The following is a 16,910-nucleotide window of genomic DNA, read 5'->3' as shown; positions in this document are numbered from 1 at the left end:
ATACACTTCAAACGATGATTAGCGAGGGGTGCGCCATGAACAACAGCCGTTTTGTCAGTGCCATAATCGGCATGCAATATGTATCCAGATGGAAGGAATTTTCGCCGCGCTACAAGGACAATGCCGCCAGCCACAGCTTTCGCTGCGCTTCAATCGCCGTGCTTGCAGGCATTGCGGAGGAGCAGCTCTTCGGCAATCCCGTCAATAAGCTGCAGCTGACAGCGAGAGCGCTGCTTCATGACCTTAACGAGACGGTTACCGGCTCCATCAAATATGTGACCAAAAAAGACAGGCATGTCGCCGGGCACATCCAGACGCTGGAGACGGAGGTCAGCAAGGATATTGTGTCGCGTCTGTCCAAGTCGCTTCAGCCCCGCTTCTACGACTATATTGTAGATGCCGAAGACGACACCTACATCGGACAGCTTGTAAGGGGCATCGATTCCTTCGATGCCATGCTATTCTGCAAGCGGGAGTACGAACGGGATTCCAGCGCTCTGTTCAAGGAGAAATATGAGGAGCTAAGAGCGGATTTGCTTCAATCTCCCTGCCGTTCGATTAAGTGGCTGCTGGAGCAATCGGAACAGGACGCAGGCATCCGACAGTATCTGGACCACATCCTGAACCTTGATCTGATCGAACGCTGGGGCGGCAGCTTCAACCTGGTGCCCGACAACGACGCCACGCATTCGTTCCGGGTCGCCGCGATGTCCCTGTTCAACGGCCTGCTGGAGGCAGAGCGGTTCGACCGCAAGGATATCGATCTGTACCGTCTTCTCGGCAAGTCGCTCCTGCACGATGTGGTTGAGGGGGTCAGCGGCGATGTCGCCTCGCCGATCAAGAAATCATCGCCCGCCATCCGGCAAGCCTTCGAGCAGTATGAAAAGGAAGTGGCGAAGGAGATGGTCGCGCAGCTGCCGGCATTCCTCCACCAGGAGCTGACCGACTTCCTCGTCGATGCCAAGGATGAAAGCTACGAGGGCGAGCTGGTGGATATCGCGGACAAGATCGACGCGCTGATCAAGAGCAATCTGGAGATGCGCAATAACCCCCATTACGGCGACAAATATTATCAGCAGCTCATTCATATCCAGCATCACTACGAGAATCCATGCGTGATCTTTTTCCTCGCGTATATTTTACACGACTTGACCTATGATCATTTTGTCCGGTGAGAGAAGTTCTATAGACGGCAAAAAAGACGTGCGAATGCAGCAAGCATTCGCACGTCTTCTTGTATAAAATGATGAATTATTGCTGTGCGCTCCAGCCGAACGGATAGGCCGGGGAAATTTCCAGCGGCAATGTGCCTGCCGCCTTCAGATCGCCCAGCAGCACTTTCGCTGCGGAAGACAGCGCAAGCGGTCTGCATTCGTACACGGCAAGGTAGCTCTTCACTTCCGGATACAGCAGCAGGTCAAGCGGATTGCGCACCGATACCGCAACAACGCGGTCGCCTGCCAATTGGACCGCCTCGCGGGCTACGTCCTTCTCCAGCGGATGCTTCGATGCATCGTAAGTCACAACTACGATCTGCTCGAACTCATCAAGACCTTGCAGCGCGTCTCCGCTGTTCATCTTGCGCTCTACCACATTAGCGCCGTAATGCTTCAGGAAATCGCCCAGCGTTCCGTCCCCGGACAGCATCTCGTCGGCTACCGATACCGGCACGATATCCGGCCACAATACCAGCGTCTGTACGTCGCGCTTCAAAGGAAGCGATGCGCCTTCGTTCTTCACCAGCGTTACGGAGGATTCGCTCCACTTGGCAGCAACAGCTTTGTTCGAAGCCGTGCCGATCTCATCCTTCACGCTGTCCCAAGGCTCGATCGCCTGCTCCAGTTGACGCTTCTCCTTCAGCTTCAGCACGCGAGCGACCGCTTCATCGATACGCTCCATGGACAGCTCTCCGCTCTCGACAGCCGCTGCTACCGCTTCCAGCGCCGCTACCTGCTTCTCGATACGGTGCGAGACCAGAACCATGTCAGCGCCCGCTTTGATCGCCTTCACAGCGCCTTGCGCCGGTCCGTAGAATTCGTCGATTGCGCTCATCTCCAGACAGTCCGTTACAACTACGCCATCATAGCCCAGCTCCTTGCGCAGCAGGCCGGTCAGCACGTTCTCAGACAGCGTCGAAGGCACTCCGCTTGGCTCCAATGCAGGCAAGCATACATGAGCAGTCATGATGCAGTCTGTACCCGCTTCAATCGCCGCTTGGAACGGCAGCAGCTCGATCGCGTCCAGACGCTCGCGGCTGTGCGGCAGAACCGGCAGCGCATGGTGGGAGTCGACAGAAGTGTCGCCATGGCCCGGGAAGTGCTTCACCGTAGCGGCTACGCCAGCAGATTGATAGCCTTTCACCGCAGCTACGCCAAGTCTCGATACCACATCCGAACGGTCGCTGTACGATCTGACGTTAATAACCGGATTGTCCGGATTGTTGTTCACGTCGATGCACGGCGCGTAGTTCATCGTAATACCGAGCTTTCTCAGCTCTTCGCCGCAAATGCGGGCAGTCTCTTCGGCTGCTTCCTCTTGGCCGGTTGCGCCAAGCGCCATGTTGCCCGGCATCAGCGTTACGCCGTCAACCAGACGGGCTACCATGCCGCCCTCTTGGTCAATCGCGATAAAGATCGGCGGCTTGCCGGCATCCTTCGCGATCTTCTGCAGCTTCACGGACAGGCCGTGCACTTGCTGCGCGCTCTCGACGTTGCGCGTGAAGTAGATCGTGCCGCCGATGCCGTAAGACTCGATCAGCCCTTTGATCTCTTCCGTAGGCTCGAATCCGTTAAAGCCGAAAACGAACAGCTGCCCGATCTTTTGCTTCAAATCCCAGTTTTTCCAATCCCCATAAAGTGCCATTCCATTCATCCTCCCACATGTTCCTTGCGTTGTGTGTTGTGTGTTAGTTAGCTGCTTTCTTCCTCTGCATCTGCCACGAAGTCTTTTCCTTGCGACTGGAATTTGCTCCGGTAGTCGGTCGGATTGTCGCCCGTATACTTCATGAATACTTTCGTGAAATACCTGCGTTCCGCATAGCCGACCTCCTTCGCAATCTGAGCGACGCTCTTCTGTGATTCCGCCAGCAAGCTCTTGGCGCGCTCCATCCGTTGTCTGGTCACATATTCAATGAATGTCTCCCCGTAAGTCTGCTTGAACAGCAGGCTAAAGTAAGACGTGCTTAGACCAACATGTGTAGCGGCTTCTTCTACGCTGATATCCCGGTAAAGGTTTCGGTCCAAAAAGATTTTGGCTTCCGCCATGGAATTTTCGGACTGCTTCTTCTTATCCATAGAGCGCTCGGATACCGCGCATGTAACCTGCTGAATAAAGGAAAGCAAATCCTTGATTCCGAACCGGAGATCCAGCCTTCGCCAGAGCAGCTCTTCCTGCTCGCGGGTGAAGACCGCCATCTCTTTCATCTCCCTCATCAAATGAAGGACAAAAAAATGAAGCAGCGGCTTGACTCTCGAGCTGTTGCTCTCGTTCAGCAGCATCAGCTGCTGGGAGATATTCTCCGCCTCCGAGCCGACTGACGCGGCGTCTCCCCGCTTGACAGCGCTGATCAGCTTCTCTGCCGTCACCCAGAATGCCTGATCGGCTCCTGCGGAACGCTCCTGCTCCAGCGGGTAATACGTAATCAGATTGGCTGCGGGCGTAAGCTGCATTCCCATCTGGACTAGCTTGAACGCGTCCGACAGCTCCTCTACCCGCACGAAATGCCGGTAGATGCCGGCGTTAAGCGACAGCTTGATATGGTTGCGCACCGCAGTCAAGAGCATCTCCGCCCATGCGCGAATGACAGCCGTATCGAACGCCATCTCCTTGTCGGACTCGATGAGCACGCACCATTCGCCGTCTCTGGTCTGAATAACGGCATGGTGAAGCCCGTTGCTTTGCAGCTTCTCCCGCAGAACATTGCATACGGCAAAGTTCCACAGCTTGCGTTCCTTATCCGACCAGTCGCGCCAGTCCTTCGTTTTCTCCGAGCTGACGTCGAGATCAAGCACGATCATGACGAATTGCTGCAGCCGAAGCTGCTGCTCGTCGCCGGAGAATAGCCAGTGGCTTCCCGAGAAGTCGGTATAGTCCATTATAATATCATACAAAATCTTCTCGCTGGCAAGGTCTATCATGCGGCCGAGCTTCTGCTGCTCCTCAAAAAGCTGCTTCTGCTTGTTCCGCTGATTAGACATGACACGCGCGATAACGCCCGTCAATTCATCGTATGGGATCGGCTTCAGCACATAATCGTTCACCCCGTACTGAATGGCCGCTCGCGTATATGCGAAATCCTGATAGCCCGACAGCATAATGATATCGCATGGAATCTCCCGCTCCCGGACTTGCCGGACAAGCTCCAGGCCATCCATGACCGGCATCCGAATGTCGCACAGAAGCAAATTGATTGCCTCCTGCTCCATCTGCTGCAGAGCTTCTACGCCGTTCTTCGCTACGCCTGCCACGGTGAGGCCAAGCATCTCCCATGGTATGACTTTTTCCAAATTTCTTGTAATATGCGCTTCATCATCGACTAGGAGCACTTTGCCTATCATAGTCCCTCACCCCTGCTCTTCGGAATAATTATCCGGATCGTCGTGCCGTGCCCCTCGGAGCTGCAAATCATCATGCCATAGCCCGCTCCGTAATGGATGCGCAGGCGATCCGCAACATTGCGGATGCCAAGTCCCCTGCGCTCGCCCATCTCCGCCTCGTCATGCGACTTGCGCGAAGGATTGTAGCCGTCCGACAGCTTCTGAAGCACATCATAGCTCATGCCGGTGCCGTTATCGCAAACCATTATGATAATGTGGTGCGGCTCAACCGCAACATTAATAGAGATAAGTCCCTGTCCATCCTCATAGCCTTCGAACCCGTGCTGAATGCTGTTTTCCACAAGCGGCTGCAGCGACAGCTTCAGAATGGTATATTCAAAAGCTTCCTCCGGCACGTTAAGCTCGTAGGAGAACAGCTCCTCGAACCGGTATTTCTGAATTTCCAGATAACTGCGGACATGCTCCACTTCTTGCTTAACGCCGATTTCCTCCGAATGATGCATGCTTGTCCGAAGCAGATTGCTCAGACGCCGGACCATCAGCATAATTTTGCCGCCTTCATTCTGCGCGGCAAGCGCGTTAATCGACTCCAGCGTATTGAACAGAAAATGCGGCTTGATCTGAGCCTGCATGAGCATCATCTCCGCATGCTGCTTGCGCTCCTGCTCCCTTCTAACCTCGCTGAGCAAATCCCCGATCCGCTCTACCATGCTGTTGAAGCTGTTGGCCAGCAGCACCGTTTCGTCTTTGCCCTGGGCGGAAACGCGGATATCCAGCAAGCCCTGCTCGACGAGCCTCATCTTGCGAACGACTTTTATAATCGATTTGGCAACCCGGTTCACGAAGAATACGTTGAACAGCACCGCCGACAGCAGGCCAAGCACCGTAATCATTCCGATCCATTGCACGAATCGGATATTCTCGTTCGTCAGCGAGTTCCACGGCTGCACCGACAGCAGGACCCATCCGTTCCGGTCAAGCTGGAAGGAGGATACAAGGCTGTCTACGCCGTCGAACTTCATCCGCGAGCTTTCATACGTCTCGGTCAACTGCGGCATGGAATTGGTGTAGTTGTCGATGCTGTGTCCGTCATATTTCTTATTGCTGTCCAGCATGACCAGTCCGCGGCTGTTCAGAATGAAGTAGCGCGTCCCGGGCGAGTCGGCGTCCGGATTCTGGAACGCCTTCAGCATGGCAATGACTTCTTCCGTCTTGAACTGTGTAACCATAATGCCCAGATCGTTGAAGGACTCCAAATCCTTGACGACTCTCATCATCGTGAACAGCGGCGGGTTGACGCCGGTCAGATCGCGCTGCTCATGCGGTCCGATCCAAAGCGGCTTGCCCCCCAGCCGGATGACATCGTCATAGAGCGAATGGCGCTGCAATTCGCTGAAGGAGATCGGCTTGAATGTCGTGGGATCATTACGGTAAGAGCGGAACATCATGCCATTCTTCGCGTACATGACCACATAGCTGACTGCCGGATGCTGGAACAGGATCCGGCTCATCTCCTTCTCTGCCTGGGTGAAGCGGATAAGCGTGCTGGGATCGTCCATCGGCAGCTCGCTCAGCCGCAGCGGATCCTGTACCTCGGAGCTGATAACGTTGCCGTTGGACAATTGGTCCAGCTCCCGGAAGAAATACGATATGTTGCCCCCGATCGCCTTCAGGGTTATCTCGGATTGCTCGCTGTACTTCTTCTCCAGCAGCGACTCCGAATTCACGAAAGAGAAGATGCCGAGGCCAATCATCGGAATAATGATGAGCGAGATAAAGGCCAGCATCAGCTTTGGTCTAAGATTCATGTAAGAGTTGCCCCCTATTTGCTGTCCCACGCCGGGGGAGTACCGAGTCCGGCAGACTTCACTTGAGCGGCATTCGCCTTGTCCTGGGCGGCTTGTATATTGGCGGCCACTTCCTCGGGAGTGCTGAGCCCGCCAAGAAGCTCTTGCAGCCGCACACCAATCTCGGCTGTGACAACAGGCTGCACGATCGCATCGAACGCGGGCCACGAGCTGGAGGCGTTGTTCATGACGGTAAGCACCTCATTCATAAGCGGATCGATATCGGAGAGATCCGATATCTTCATCGAAGGCAGCAGTTTGTCTTCTTTGAGCGCACGCTTCTGCACCCCTTCATTAAAGAAGTTGGCTATGAATTTCTTTACGATCTCCATCTGATCCTTCGACAGTGTCGAAGAGAACCCGAACCCGTTGGAATACGAAGCATTAATCGAATGCTGGTCGCCAAGCCCGCCCGGAATTTCCGGGAAGGAGAAGAAGCCGAGCTGCCCCTGCAGACCTCCGGCATCCTGGCTCGTGAAGTGGACGGCATCCCATGTGCCCGTGAACACCATGGCCGCCTGCCCGCGCAGCAGCTGCGAGCCTTGCGCTGGCGTCAGCAGCCCGAGAGCGCCCTTCGTGAAGTAATCCTTGTTCACGATCTCGGCGTAAGCCTCGAAGCCTTTGACAAACTGCGGGTCCGTCCACTTGGTCTCGCCCGTGACCAGCTTGTTGAAGGCGTCAATGCCAACATATCTCTCCATAATCGTATTCCACATCATGCCGGTCATCCAGGCATCCTTGGCGGCAAGGCCGAATGGCACATAACCCGCATCCTTGATGATCTCAGCCGTCTCCATCAGCTCATCCCATGTTTTCGGAATATCTAGACCCAGGCTTTCGAATATTTTTTTATTATAGAACAGCCCTTCGCTATACCCGCCGTACGGAACGCCGTACACCCTGCCGTCAATGGTGAATTCCTCAAGGCTCTGGAACTTGTCCATTAGATCAAGCTCCTCCAGTATTGGCGTCAAGTCCAGCATCCGGTTCGCCTTGACATACAGCTTCAGATCGGCGCCGCCGAATACTTCGAAGATGTCAGGCGGATTGCCGGCGGCCATCTCCTGCTTCAGCTTCGTGTCGCGATTGACGATCTCCTCGATGCCTTCCATCTTGATCGTAACGCCCTTGTTCTCGGCCATCGTCTTGGCGACAACATCCTCAAGCAGTCTAAGGCGGGTCTTGCTTGTTTCCTTAATCTGCGTATGCCGAAGCGACAACGTCACTTCACGGAAAGTATCTTCCTGATCATGGGAATCCTTGGGCTTGTTCACGCCGCAGGCTGCAGTGCTCGTCATGAATGCAAGAAGAACAGCAATTAGAATATAGCTTTTCTTCAACGTAGGAAAGCCTCCTCGCAGAGATACATGTTCCCCGATCATACTATTATTATAGCCTTACTCTCAAAGCAGGAATAAGGCTAAAAAAAACGACAATTAGGGATATAATTCTATTGTCACCGCCGAAGCGCTTCCGTGACCTCTCTCACTCTTGCATAGAGAGACCGCCACTGCTCATTCGCATGAACCGGCCCCGGATCAAGCGGCTGCCGGCCGCCGGCCTCGCTCCCGGCAGATTCCGTCCGCTCTTTCTTCCTGCCGTCCAGATTAAGACGATTGATTCTATCCTGCAACTCTTCTCCTGCCATTAGACCCTATCACCCTTTCAGCCAGCCCTCGCGAAGCGCGAACAGCTCTCTCAGCTCATCCGTGCTGAGTTCGGTAATCCAGTTCTCCGATCCGCTGACGACTTGTTCACTCAGCGCTTGCTTGCTGTCGATCATCTCATCGATCTTCTCTTCTAGCGTACCGAGCGTAATGAACTTATGCACCTGGACCTGCTTCGTCTGGCCGATCCGGAACGCCCTGTCCGTCGCCTGATTCTCGACTGCGGGATTCCACCAGCGGTCGAAGTGGAACACATGGTTGGCCGCCGTCAAGTTAAGTCCGGTGCCTCCTGCTTTGAGGGACAGCACGAATGCGCAGCGCGGCTCTTCTTCCGACTGGAATCCTGCAATCATCTCATCGCGCTTCACCTTGGGCACTCCTCCATGGAGATAAGGAACAGGCATGCCGAGTCCTTCCTGCAGCATCTTCTGAATGCGTTCGCCCATCTCTACATATTGCGTAAAGATCAAGCAGCGCTCGCCCTCTGCCGCGATCTCCTCGCACATCTCCAGCAAGCGGGCCATCTTGCCCGAACGTTCAACATCCCATGCGGCATCGTCCGCCTCCTTCAGCAGCAGCGAAGGATGATCGCACAGCTGCTTCAGCTTGGTCAAGCTAGACAAGATCAGCCCGCGCCGCTGCATCGCATCGAGCTTATCCAGCTTCTCCATCAGGTCGGATACGATGTTCTCATACAGCGTTCCCTGCTCGGTAGTCAGCGTCATATAACTCTTCGATTCAATCTTATCGGGCAATGAAAGCTGAATAAGCGGGTCCTTCTTGACGCGCCGCAGCATGAATGGCTTCACCCACCGCTGCAAGCCGTCGATCATCTCCTTGTCCCTTGAACGCTCGATCGGCGCGACCACCGCCCGCCGGAAATCGTGCAGGCTGCCGAGATAACCCGGATTGACGAAGTCATAGATCGACCATAGCTCCGTCAACCGATTCTCCATCGGCGTGCCCGTAAGCGCGATCCGGTGGCGGGACTTCAGTCTCCTGATCGCTCCCGACTGCTTCGTATAGACATTCTTGATGTTCTGCGCTTCGTCCAGACATAGCGCGTTCCAGTGCACCCGCGCCAGTTCCTCCTCGTCCAGCTGCGCCAGCGAATAGGAGGTAATCACCAGATCCGCGTCGCGTACAGCTTCCTCCAGTTCCTCTCCCTTCGGCCGCTTACCGCCATAATGAAGAACCGTCCGCAGGCTTGGCGCGAACCGCGCGATCTCCTTCTCCCAGTTGCCGATCACGGATGTCGGGCAGATGAGCAGCGACGGGCCGTTCGCGCCGTCTTCCCGCTCCTTCACCGCGGCCAAATATGCCATGAACTGAATTGTTTTGCCAAGACCCATATCGTCGGCTAGAATACCTCCAAAACCGAACCTTCTTAAGAAGAGGAGCCAAGAAACCCCTTGCTGCTGATACGGCCGCAGCTCCCCTCTGAACCAGGACGGAGGATCGACTAGCGGCAGCTTGCTAACATGCTGCAGCTGCTCCAGCCAGGCAGTCAAATGCTCGTTCAGCTCTACCTCAGCCCTTAGGCTATGCGTATCCTCGGCGCCCAGGTCCAGCTCGGCGCCTCCGCGCAAGTGCATCTCCAGCACATCGCGGAAGGTCAAGCCGCTGCGCTTGCCGACGCGCTTCATCCATTGGCGGATTTCCGCCACATCCTGCGGATCCAGATGGACCCACTCATTGCCCACCTGGAACAGCCGCTTGTTCTCCTCCGCCATGCGAAGGAATTCGCCTTCGGTCAATTGCACGTCGCCAAGCGCCAGCTTCCAATCGAATTGAACAATCTGATCCAGTCCGAACAGCGATTGCGCAGCAGAGCCGACAGAAGACTTCAGCTTCGCCCGCAGGCGCAGCTTCCTGGAGCGCACTGCCTCCCACCATGCAGGCAGCAGCACCGGGACGCCCGCCTCCAGCAGCGCGATGCTGTCATGCTCCAGGAACGACCATGCCTCTTGCTCGGCAAGCGTCTTCCTGATGGCACCCGGACGCTCTTCCAGATGCGCCAGCACTGCAGCCCACTTCGCTTCCTCCTTCTCCAGCTTCGGCGCCAGGAAGGGCTCCCACTCTTCCGGCAGGGCAGGAGCGGCACCCGTACCGGGAGCGTCGGCTTCCAGCTGCATCCAGTCTCCGCCCTCACGGCTTTGAAGCGCGGGCAGCAAGCGCCAGCTTCTGCCCTCCGCAGGCTCCGCCAGCTGCAGCGCCACCCGGAACGGCAGCATATCCTTCTTGAATCCAATGGCAACAAGCCATTCCGATTCGTCGGCGCCCTTCCGCCTCAAGACACCTTCGCCTGCTGAGGCTGCAATCGAGCGCCAATGCTTGCCGGCTTCCTCGTCACCCTCAATAATTTCTTCAATGGCATCGCCAAGCCAGCGATGGACATCGGCGTCCCCGTGCTCGGCCGCCTGCTGGAGCAGCCCTTCCCATAGCCCTGCCAGTTCCTCCCGCTCATCCGGTATCGCCAGGCTCCATGCTCTGCGTTCCTCCGACCAATTGGCCCAATCCGGCTCATACCAGCCGCTAAGCAGAGCTTCCCTTAACATGCTTGCGATTCGCATCAATACCGCCAATCGAGGGGTCCAGATGATCCGCATCAGACGCACTGGCGCCGGAGCGGACAAATAATCGATGGCCAGAAGAGGGCTTAGCCTCAAATACAGATCCGCGCCTAAACGCAGCTCCTCGACCTCCGCCCCATACCACGATGCCTTGTGCCACCCGAATAGCAGCGCCCTCAGCTTGCCGTCAGCCATATCCTTGCGTTCGATACCCGACAATCGGATACCGGCTTCGCCCTGCTCGCCATGCCAAGCTCCGTCTATGGTCCATTCTCTCGGGTTCGTCAGCGTTCTCATGTGATGATCTTCCCTTTCCACAGCTCTTCCTGCAACGCGCGCAGCCGCTGGTTTTTGGAGACAAGCTCCGCCAGATAACCGTCCCATTTCGCCGATTCCTTGGTCGATTTGTACAGCTTCTCCAGCTTCTTGAGCTGCTTGACGGCAAGGCGGTAGCCTTGCCTGTTCCGTGAGGCAATAGCGCTGTCGACGGACTGGTGATACAACGGCAGCAGAACTTGCGGCGCCGCCTTCGCGACTTCCCGCATAGCGGCGGCATCGATCTCCTCCGCTTTTACGCCCAGGAACATTTGCAAATCGGCCCAATCCTCGTACCGCTGCAGATTCAGCCAGTGCTCCGACAGCTCCGTGTAGGAATACGGAAGCAGCTCCGTCATATAATCGTTCCAGAGCGGAAGCTCCGGACGGTCTGTGTCCGCACGGCGGCACAGCGCCATGAAGGGTCCAATGTTGCGGGCGTTCCGGTTCTGGTACACCCGTTCATAGAGGAATGCCATCCAGCTTTCTGCCGACTCCCACGAGCCTTCTTCCATGCGCTGGGCAACACAAGGATAGATGAGCTTCTGAATACGCTCGAACGCGCCTTGGGCGAAATAATGCAAGGATTTCTCGTCTTCATTCCGCAAAAAATACAGCATGCCTATCGCAGCATGCAAGAACGAATCATTGCGTTCGCCCGCATGCGGCATGCCGAGCTCTGAGAGCAGCGAATCCAGCTCCCGCTTGTGCCAGATTGGATCGGCAGACAGTTTCTCGCAGAATGACAGATAGATATAGCCCCACTCGAACAGCTGGCGTTCCATAAGGAGCGCTCGCGCCTTCATGCGGCCTATCAATTCGTCGCACCACGCCCGCTCCGCATCGCTCATCGAAGCCGGCTCCAGTTCTCCGGCCAGCGTATGCAGATGCTCGATCCACGGCTCCGCCATTCTCAGAAACGACATCTCGTGATAATACCGGCTGAAGCTGTCTACTGTATTAATCGCCCGCTCTGCCTGCTCCAGCACGAACATGATGGCGGCAGACCAATGCAGACGCCGGCGCTTCGTGTCCCAATCCTTGGACAAGCCCTTCAGTCCGGAGAGGACAGGCTGCAGCGCATGGAGGGAGTGCCGGCATTTTCTCCACGTCTCACCATATTCCCCTTCCATCCAAGTCAGCCATTCAAGAGCGCTCCCTTCCTCTCCCAAATCGCTAATCTCTTCGCCGCGAGATTCTTCGGAATTCCCCCTTTTGGCCAGTGTGCTGGCCGGCACCAACCCAAGCAGGCGGAAATAAGACTGCTCCGCAGCCGGTTCGCCTCCAAGGGCATCCGCGCAATATTGAAAATAAACGGCAACCATATGCTTGCAGTAACCATCAAATGGGCAAGTGCATGTGCTGTAGCCAAAATGCTCCGCATCCATGACAACAGCATAAAGATCGGTCCCCCGTACAATTCCCGTCAAGGTATCATGAACGGTTTCCTGCGCGTTCTGGACATGACCGTCCTTATAATAACTCCATCCACGCTTAATGATTGTGCCGGATACATGGTTGCCAAGCTGCTGCTCGAAGGCAGCGTGCAGCTTCTCGTCGAGGCGCATAGGAGTTCTTCACCCGCTTTCTTTCCCGTACAATGCATTCTTTCCATTATAACAGAAAAAACGCCATAACGACGACTGCCTTCCGTCGAATGACGCTTATTTCACATCTTAACAAGTCCCTCTTTATAACGGAAGTCGAACGATAAAAGCAAGCTGGTCCCGACTCTCTGCAATGACCATAAGCTCCCCTTTGTAACGCTCTGCGATCCCTTTGACGATCGCAAGTCCCAATCCCTGATGCTGATCCTGCTTCGTGGAATAGCCTGCCTCGAATAAAGGCTTCAGTGCCCGATCCTCTGCTTCATCGCATGTGTTGGTTACCCGGAATTCAAGATAATGCTCCGTTTGGTCGCCTTCAAGCAGAATATTTCGTTTAGCCTCTTCATACTTCAGCACTTCGTCGAATGCATTATCGATCAGATTGCCCAGTATCCGATTCATATCAAGCGTCTTGCCGCCCATGCCTTGCAGCCTGAGCCCGTTGAACCGGCACTGGAAGTTGATTCTGTATCCTTCCGCCTGCGAGATCTTGGAGCGAATAAGAGCCGCAATAGCGGGGTTCCCGATATTGATAATATCGTTCATCACCTTGATTTCGCCGGTCAGCTCTTTCGTATAGGCGATCAGTTCCTTATGCTTGTTCAGTTCAGCCAAGGAATGAATCGTCTGCACATGATTAATAAAATCATGCCGCTGCGCGCGTATGGAATGAAATAGGCTGTTGATCTCCTCGGCGTATGTCTCCTGGGTAACAGCTACCGCTTTGTCCCTGGACTGCTTGGCATATCTCATGGCAATAGCCGCTATGATCAAGCTTGCCAGCGTAAGCATTGTAATAATAAGTCCCAGGTTCAGAAACTGCTCATTCAACTTTTCCTGAATAATGCCGTAATCCGAGTTGATGGCAAGGACGTAGTTCTTGAGCGGATTGCCCTGCTCGTCCACGACGCTCATCTCGCGGTCGCTCATCGATACAGGAATGAACATTTTATAGACATGGCGTCCGTCGATCCTGTCCATATAGGTCACTATCTTATTGGAATGATAGGCCTCTTGAACGGATTGCGCATCACTGTCCGACTTTATCCCATACTTGCCGAACAAGAGGGAACGCTGCACGACATGCTCCTTCAGCTCGCCCTCGCTATCTGCCGATTGGATGCCCTCCGGGAATGTGCGCGGATTGAATACCGCAATCTCCAGAAGCGAATCATCCTTTTCTACCAAATCCGTAAGCAGCCGGTCCACACCGGCAATCTGCATGTACATTTCCTGGCTGCTCTTGAAGTCTACGTATGGATCGATAATGTAATTTGTCGTCCCATCATAATAATAGCCCCACTTGTATATTTTCTTCTTGTCGGTAGAGGAGGTCTCGAACGGACCGCTCCAGAAATTCGTCATCCTCTGGCCCAGCCAGTCGCCCGCCAAGTCTTCCTGGTTGAACAGCTGCTGGAAGATCTCATGCCACGGCTTCCACTTCTTCGTGCTTGTTCCCGGCTGTGTAGGATCAGAGGATTGGTACAGCACAATGTCGTCGTCGGTTCGCTTCAGCAAGCTGATATGGGCGATATCCAGCTTCTCGCTAAGCTCTTGAAGCTGCTCATTGGTTACTTTCTCGATATCCGGATCAAGCGCATATTGGGCTGCGATCGACGCCGTTCTCAGCTCTCTGGCAATTTGCTCCTCATAGAACTCCGCACCCTTGCGCGCCTGCTCCACAGACTGCTCAATTTGCTTTGCGAGCCGCAGCATCTCTTGCTTATGACCGTCTTCCAGCGTTTTTTTCGTCAAGAAGTAATAGACCGTATTGTTTATTAGGATCAACGCGGCGATCACGCTGATTGCCATAAGCCATACATTGCGCTGCATCTGTCCACTCTTGCCCCTTTATCTGATCATTTTTTGAGCAGCAATCGCACCGCCCACCTACGCTCGGAGCGCTTCCTGTATCGCGGCAAGGCTTTATACAAGCGAAGTCCTTCCTGGGCCGCCAGCTTGGAATCCCCGGTCCGGCCCATTTCCTTATAGATCGTCGCCAGCTTGTCGTAGGCTTCGCATGAAGAAGAATGAATGCTCTGGAAATCCTCCAAATCCTTTAATGCCTGCTCCGGATTATGTCTCATACGAGCAGCCGCCAGCCGCAAGTATGGAGCGCCATACTTGACCTTGGGATTCAGCTTCAGAGCATGCTCGGTATAGGCCTCGCCCTTCTCCGAATCACCCTGCTGCAAATAAGAATGTCCGAGATCATCCCAATATTCGGCTGATTCCGAGAGCGCCCCTTGCAGCGGCTCCAGCACGGCAGAGGCTTCCTTGAACTTCTTGCCCTCAATCAGCAGACGCGCCAGCTCATGCTTGGAAGAAACGTCGCTTGGAGATGAAGCGATATGCTGCTTCAGCTTCGCGATGCGGCTCCTTCGCTTGAACGGCTTCCACAAGCTTGGCATAAGGCCAACGAATCTGCGGTCCAGCGCATATAGAATGAGCAGCAATATTATAACAGCGACTATTGGATTGCCGAGCAACCAGCTTAGCCAAAGGAATAAAAATGTAAATTTAAGCATGTCATCCTCCACAATACCCAATATTTATGAAATGGCATATAGTCCAATCATATCATAAACAGAGTTGTCATGAGTCCCTTTCATACGAATTTCTCCCTAGGTTCATCGCATAAAAAAAACACCCCTGGCCCATAATACGCTGGAGCGATTTCCAAATTAATGTGAAGGTGGAAAGAGATCCTATGACTGCGCACAATGACGGCAGGCCGGCTTCCGGCGCTGCCAGCGGGGAGCCCGCGCCCGGCGAGACGAAAGAAACGTTGACGGACCGCCAAGGCCATCCCATCACAGACAATCAAAACATCCGTACGGTCGGCAACCGCGGTCCGTCTACTCTGGAAAACTACCATTTCATCGAGAAAATATCGCATTTCGACCGCGAGCGCGTGCCGGAGCGCGTCGTGCACGGACGCGGCGCTGGCGCGCACGGCTACTTCGAGGCCTACGGCAAGCTGGGAGATGAACCGATCGCCAAATATACCCGCGCCAAGCTGTTCCAGGAGGCGGGCAAGCGCACGCCGGTATTCGTACGCTTCTCGTCTGTTATTCATGGCGGACACTCGCCGGAGACGCTCCGCGATCCGCGCGGCTTCGCTACGAAGTTCTATACTGAGGACGGCAACTGGGATCTTGTCGGCAACAACCTGAAAATCTTCTTTATCCGCGATGCGATGAAGTTTCCGGATATGGTGCATGCGTTCAAGCCCGATCCTGTGACGAACGTGCAAAGCATGGAGCGCTTCTTCGACTTCGTCTCGCAATCGCCCGAAGCGACGCATATGATTACATTCCTGTTCTCTCCATGGGGCATTCCTGCGAACTACCGCCAGATGCAAGGCTCCGGCGTCAATACATACAAGTGGGTCAATGCCGAAGGCAACGCCGTTATTGTGAAATATCATTGGGAGCCGCTGCAGGGCATCCGCAATCTGACGCAGAAGGAGGCCGAGGAAATTCAGGCCAAAAACTTCAACCATGCGACTCAGGACCTGTATGAAGCCATCGAGCGCGGCGAATATCCCGAGTGGGAGCTTCGGGTGCAGTGGATGAGCGATGACGAGCACCCGGAACTGGACTTCGACCCGCTCGACGACACCAAGCTATGGGATGCTGAGCAATTCCCGATGCTGCCTGTCGGCAAGATGGTGCTGAACCGCAATCCGGAGAACTACTTTGCCGAGGTCGAGCAAGCCGCCTTCGGCACGGGCGTGTTAGTGGACGGACTCGACTTCTCCGATGACAAAATGCTTCAAGGCCGTACCTTCTCCTATTCGGATACACAGCGTTATCGGGTGGGCAGCAACTACTTGCAGCTTCCGATCAACGCTCCCAAAAAGCGGGTAGCGACCAACCAGCGAGACGGGCAGATGGCCTTCTACGTCGATGTGGCGCCGGGACAAAACCCTCACGTCAACTACGAGCCGTCTTCCCTGGGCGGACTGGCGGAAGCGGACCGGCCGGGCGAGCCGCATGAGCCTCCGTACAACGACAAGCTGACCCGCCAGCCCATTGACCGCCAAAACAACTTCAAGCAGGCGGGCGATACCTATCGCAGCCTGGAAGCTTGGGAGCAGGATGAGCTGATCTCCAACCTGGTGGATGCGCTCAGCACTTGCACCGCCTATATTCAGGAGACGATGGTTCGTCACTTCACGGAAGCGGATGCCGATTACGGCAGACGTGTAGCGGAAGGCTTGAAGACGGCGGGAGGGCCCGGAGACCATGTGGGCACCCATCCCGCCAATGAAGGCATGGAATTGTCGGCGGAACTCGGGCACTCCACTGACGGGTATTAAGGTTTAAAAAAGGCAGTGCTG

At 55.1% G+C, this 16,910-nt stretch carries 10 protein-coding genes and 1 pseudogene; 2 read left to right on the top strand and 9 right to left on the bottom strand.

Translation table 11 applies throughout. The annotated features are described in order from the left end of the window. Nucleotides 1-35: 35 nt before the first annotated feature. Complete coding sequence (locus tag D3P09_RS17500; RefSeq protein ID WP_165867483.1) at nucleotides 36-1,175, top strand: YfbR-like 5'-deoxynucleotidase; 1,140 nt, start codon at nucleotides 36-38, stop codon at nucleotides 1,173-1,175. Nucleotides 1,176-1,251: 76 nt separating this feature from the next. On the opposite strand, the gene nagZ is transcribed toward D3P09_RS17500, so the two are convergent. The 9 genes from nagZ to D3P09_RS17455 all read right to left on the bottom strand — a co-directional run bounded on the left by nagZ (nucleotide 1,252) and on the right by D3P09_RS17455 (nucleotide 15,093). After that, nucleotides 1,252-2,862 (bottom strand): beta-N-acetylhexosaminidase, encoded by a 1,611-nt coding sequence (nagZ, locus tag D3P09_RS17495; protein WP_120112621.1) that lies wholly within the window; start codon nucleotides 2,860-2,862, stop codon nucleotides 1,252-1,254. A 47-nt stretch (nucleotides 2,863-2,909) separates the two neighbouring features. Further along, nucleotides 2,910-4,556 (bottom strand): response regulator transcription factor, encoded by a 1,647-nt coding sequence (locus D3P09_RS17490; protein ID WP_120112619.1) that lies wholly within the window; start codon nucleotides 4,554-4,556, stop codon nucleotides 2,910-2,912. Next, nucleotides 4,553-6,364, bottom strand: a complete 1,812-nt coding sequence (locus D3P09_RS17485) for a cache domain-containing sensor histidine kinase (RefSeq protein ID WP_120112618.1) — start codon at nucleotides 6,362-6,364, stop codon at nucleotides 4,553-4,555. The genes D3P09_RS17490 and D3P09_RS17485 overlap by 4 nt, the downstream gene beginning before the upstream one ends. A 14-nt stretch (nucleotides 6,365-6,378) precedes the next feature. Next, nucleotides 6,379-7,743, bottom strand: coding sequence for an extracellular solute-binding protein (locus D3P09_RS17480; RefSeq protein WP_120112616.1), 1,365 nt, complete (start codon nucleotides 7,741-7,743; stop codon nucleotides 6,379-6,381). A 116-nt stretch (nucleotides 7,744-7,859) separates the two neighbouring features. After that, complete coding sequence (locus D3P09_RS17475; RefSeq protein ID WP_120112614.1) at nucleotides 7,860-8,051, bottom strand: hypothetical protein; 192 nt, start codon at nucleotides 8,049-8,051, stop codon at nucleotides 7,860-7,862. Between the two features lie 9 nt (nucleotides 8,052-8,060). Further along, nucleotides 8,061-10,940 carry a DEAD/DEAH box helicase gene (locus tag D3P09_RS17470; protein WP_120112613.1) on the bottom strand — a complete coding sequence of 960 codons (2,880 nt, stop codon included), beginning with the start codon at nucleotides 10,938-10,940 and terminating at the stop codon, nucleotides 8,061-8,063. Further along, the gene (locus D3P09_RS17465) at nucleotides 10,937-12,526 is read right to left on the bottom strand and encodes an SWIM zinc finger family protein (protein WP_120112611.1); all 1,590 of its coding nucleotides are present in this window, start codon (nucleotides 12,524-12,526) and stop codon (nucleotides 10,937-10,939) included. The genes D3P09_RS17470 and D3P09_RS17465 overlap by 4 nt, the downstream gene beginning before the upstream one ends. Nucleotides 12,527-12,649: 123 nt before the next feature. After that, nucleotides 12,650-14,398, bottom strand: a complete 1,749-nt coding sequence (locus D3P09_RS17460; protein ID WP_120112609.1) for a sensor histidine kinase — start codon at nucleotides 14,396-14,398, stop codon at nucleotides 12,650-12,652. Between the two features lie 26 nt (nucleotides 14,399-14,424). Further along, nucleotides 14,425-15,093 carry a tetratricopeptide repeat protein gene (locus D3P09_RS17455; protein WP_120112607.1) on the bottom strand — a complete coding sequence of 223 codons (669 nt, stop codon included), beginning with the start codon at nucleotides 15,091-15,093 and terminating at the stop codon, nucleotides 14,425-14,427. A gap of 182 nt (nucleotides 15,094-15,275) precedes the next feature. Here D3P09_RS17455 and D3P09_RS17450 point away from each other — a divergent pair. Beyond that, nucleotides 15,276-16,793, top strand: a pseudogene (locus D3P09_RS17450) (catalase); the annotation flags it as partial. Nucleotides 16,794-16,910 lie beyond the last annotated feature (117 nt).

This window comes from Paenibacillus pinisoli, assembly GCF_003605435.1.
Classification (GTDB): domain Bacteria; phylum Bacillota; class Bacilli; order Paenibacillales; family Paenibacillaceae; genus Pristimantibacillus; species Pristimantibacillus pinisoli.
The sequence above is the reverse complement of the archived record's forward strand: the minus strand, read 5'-3'. Positions and strand labels throughout refer to the sequence as shown.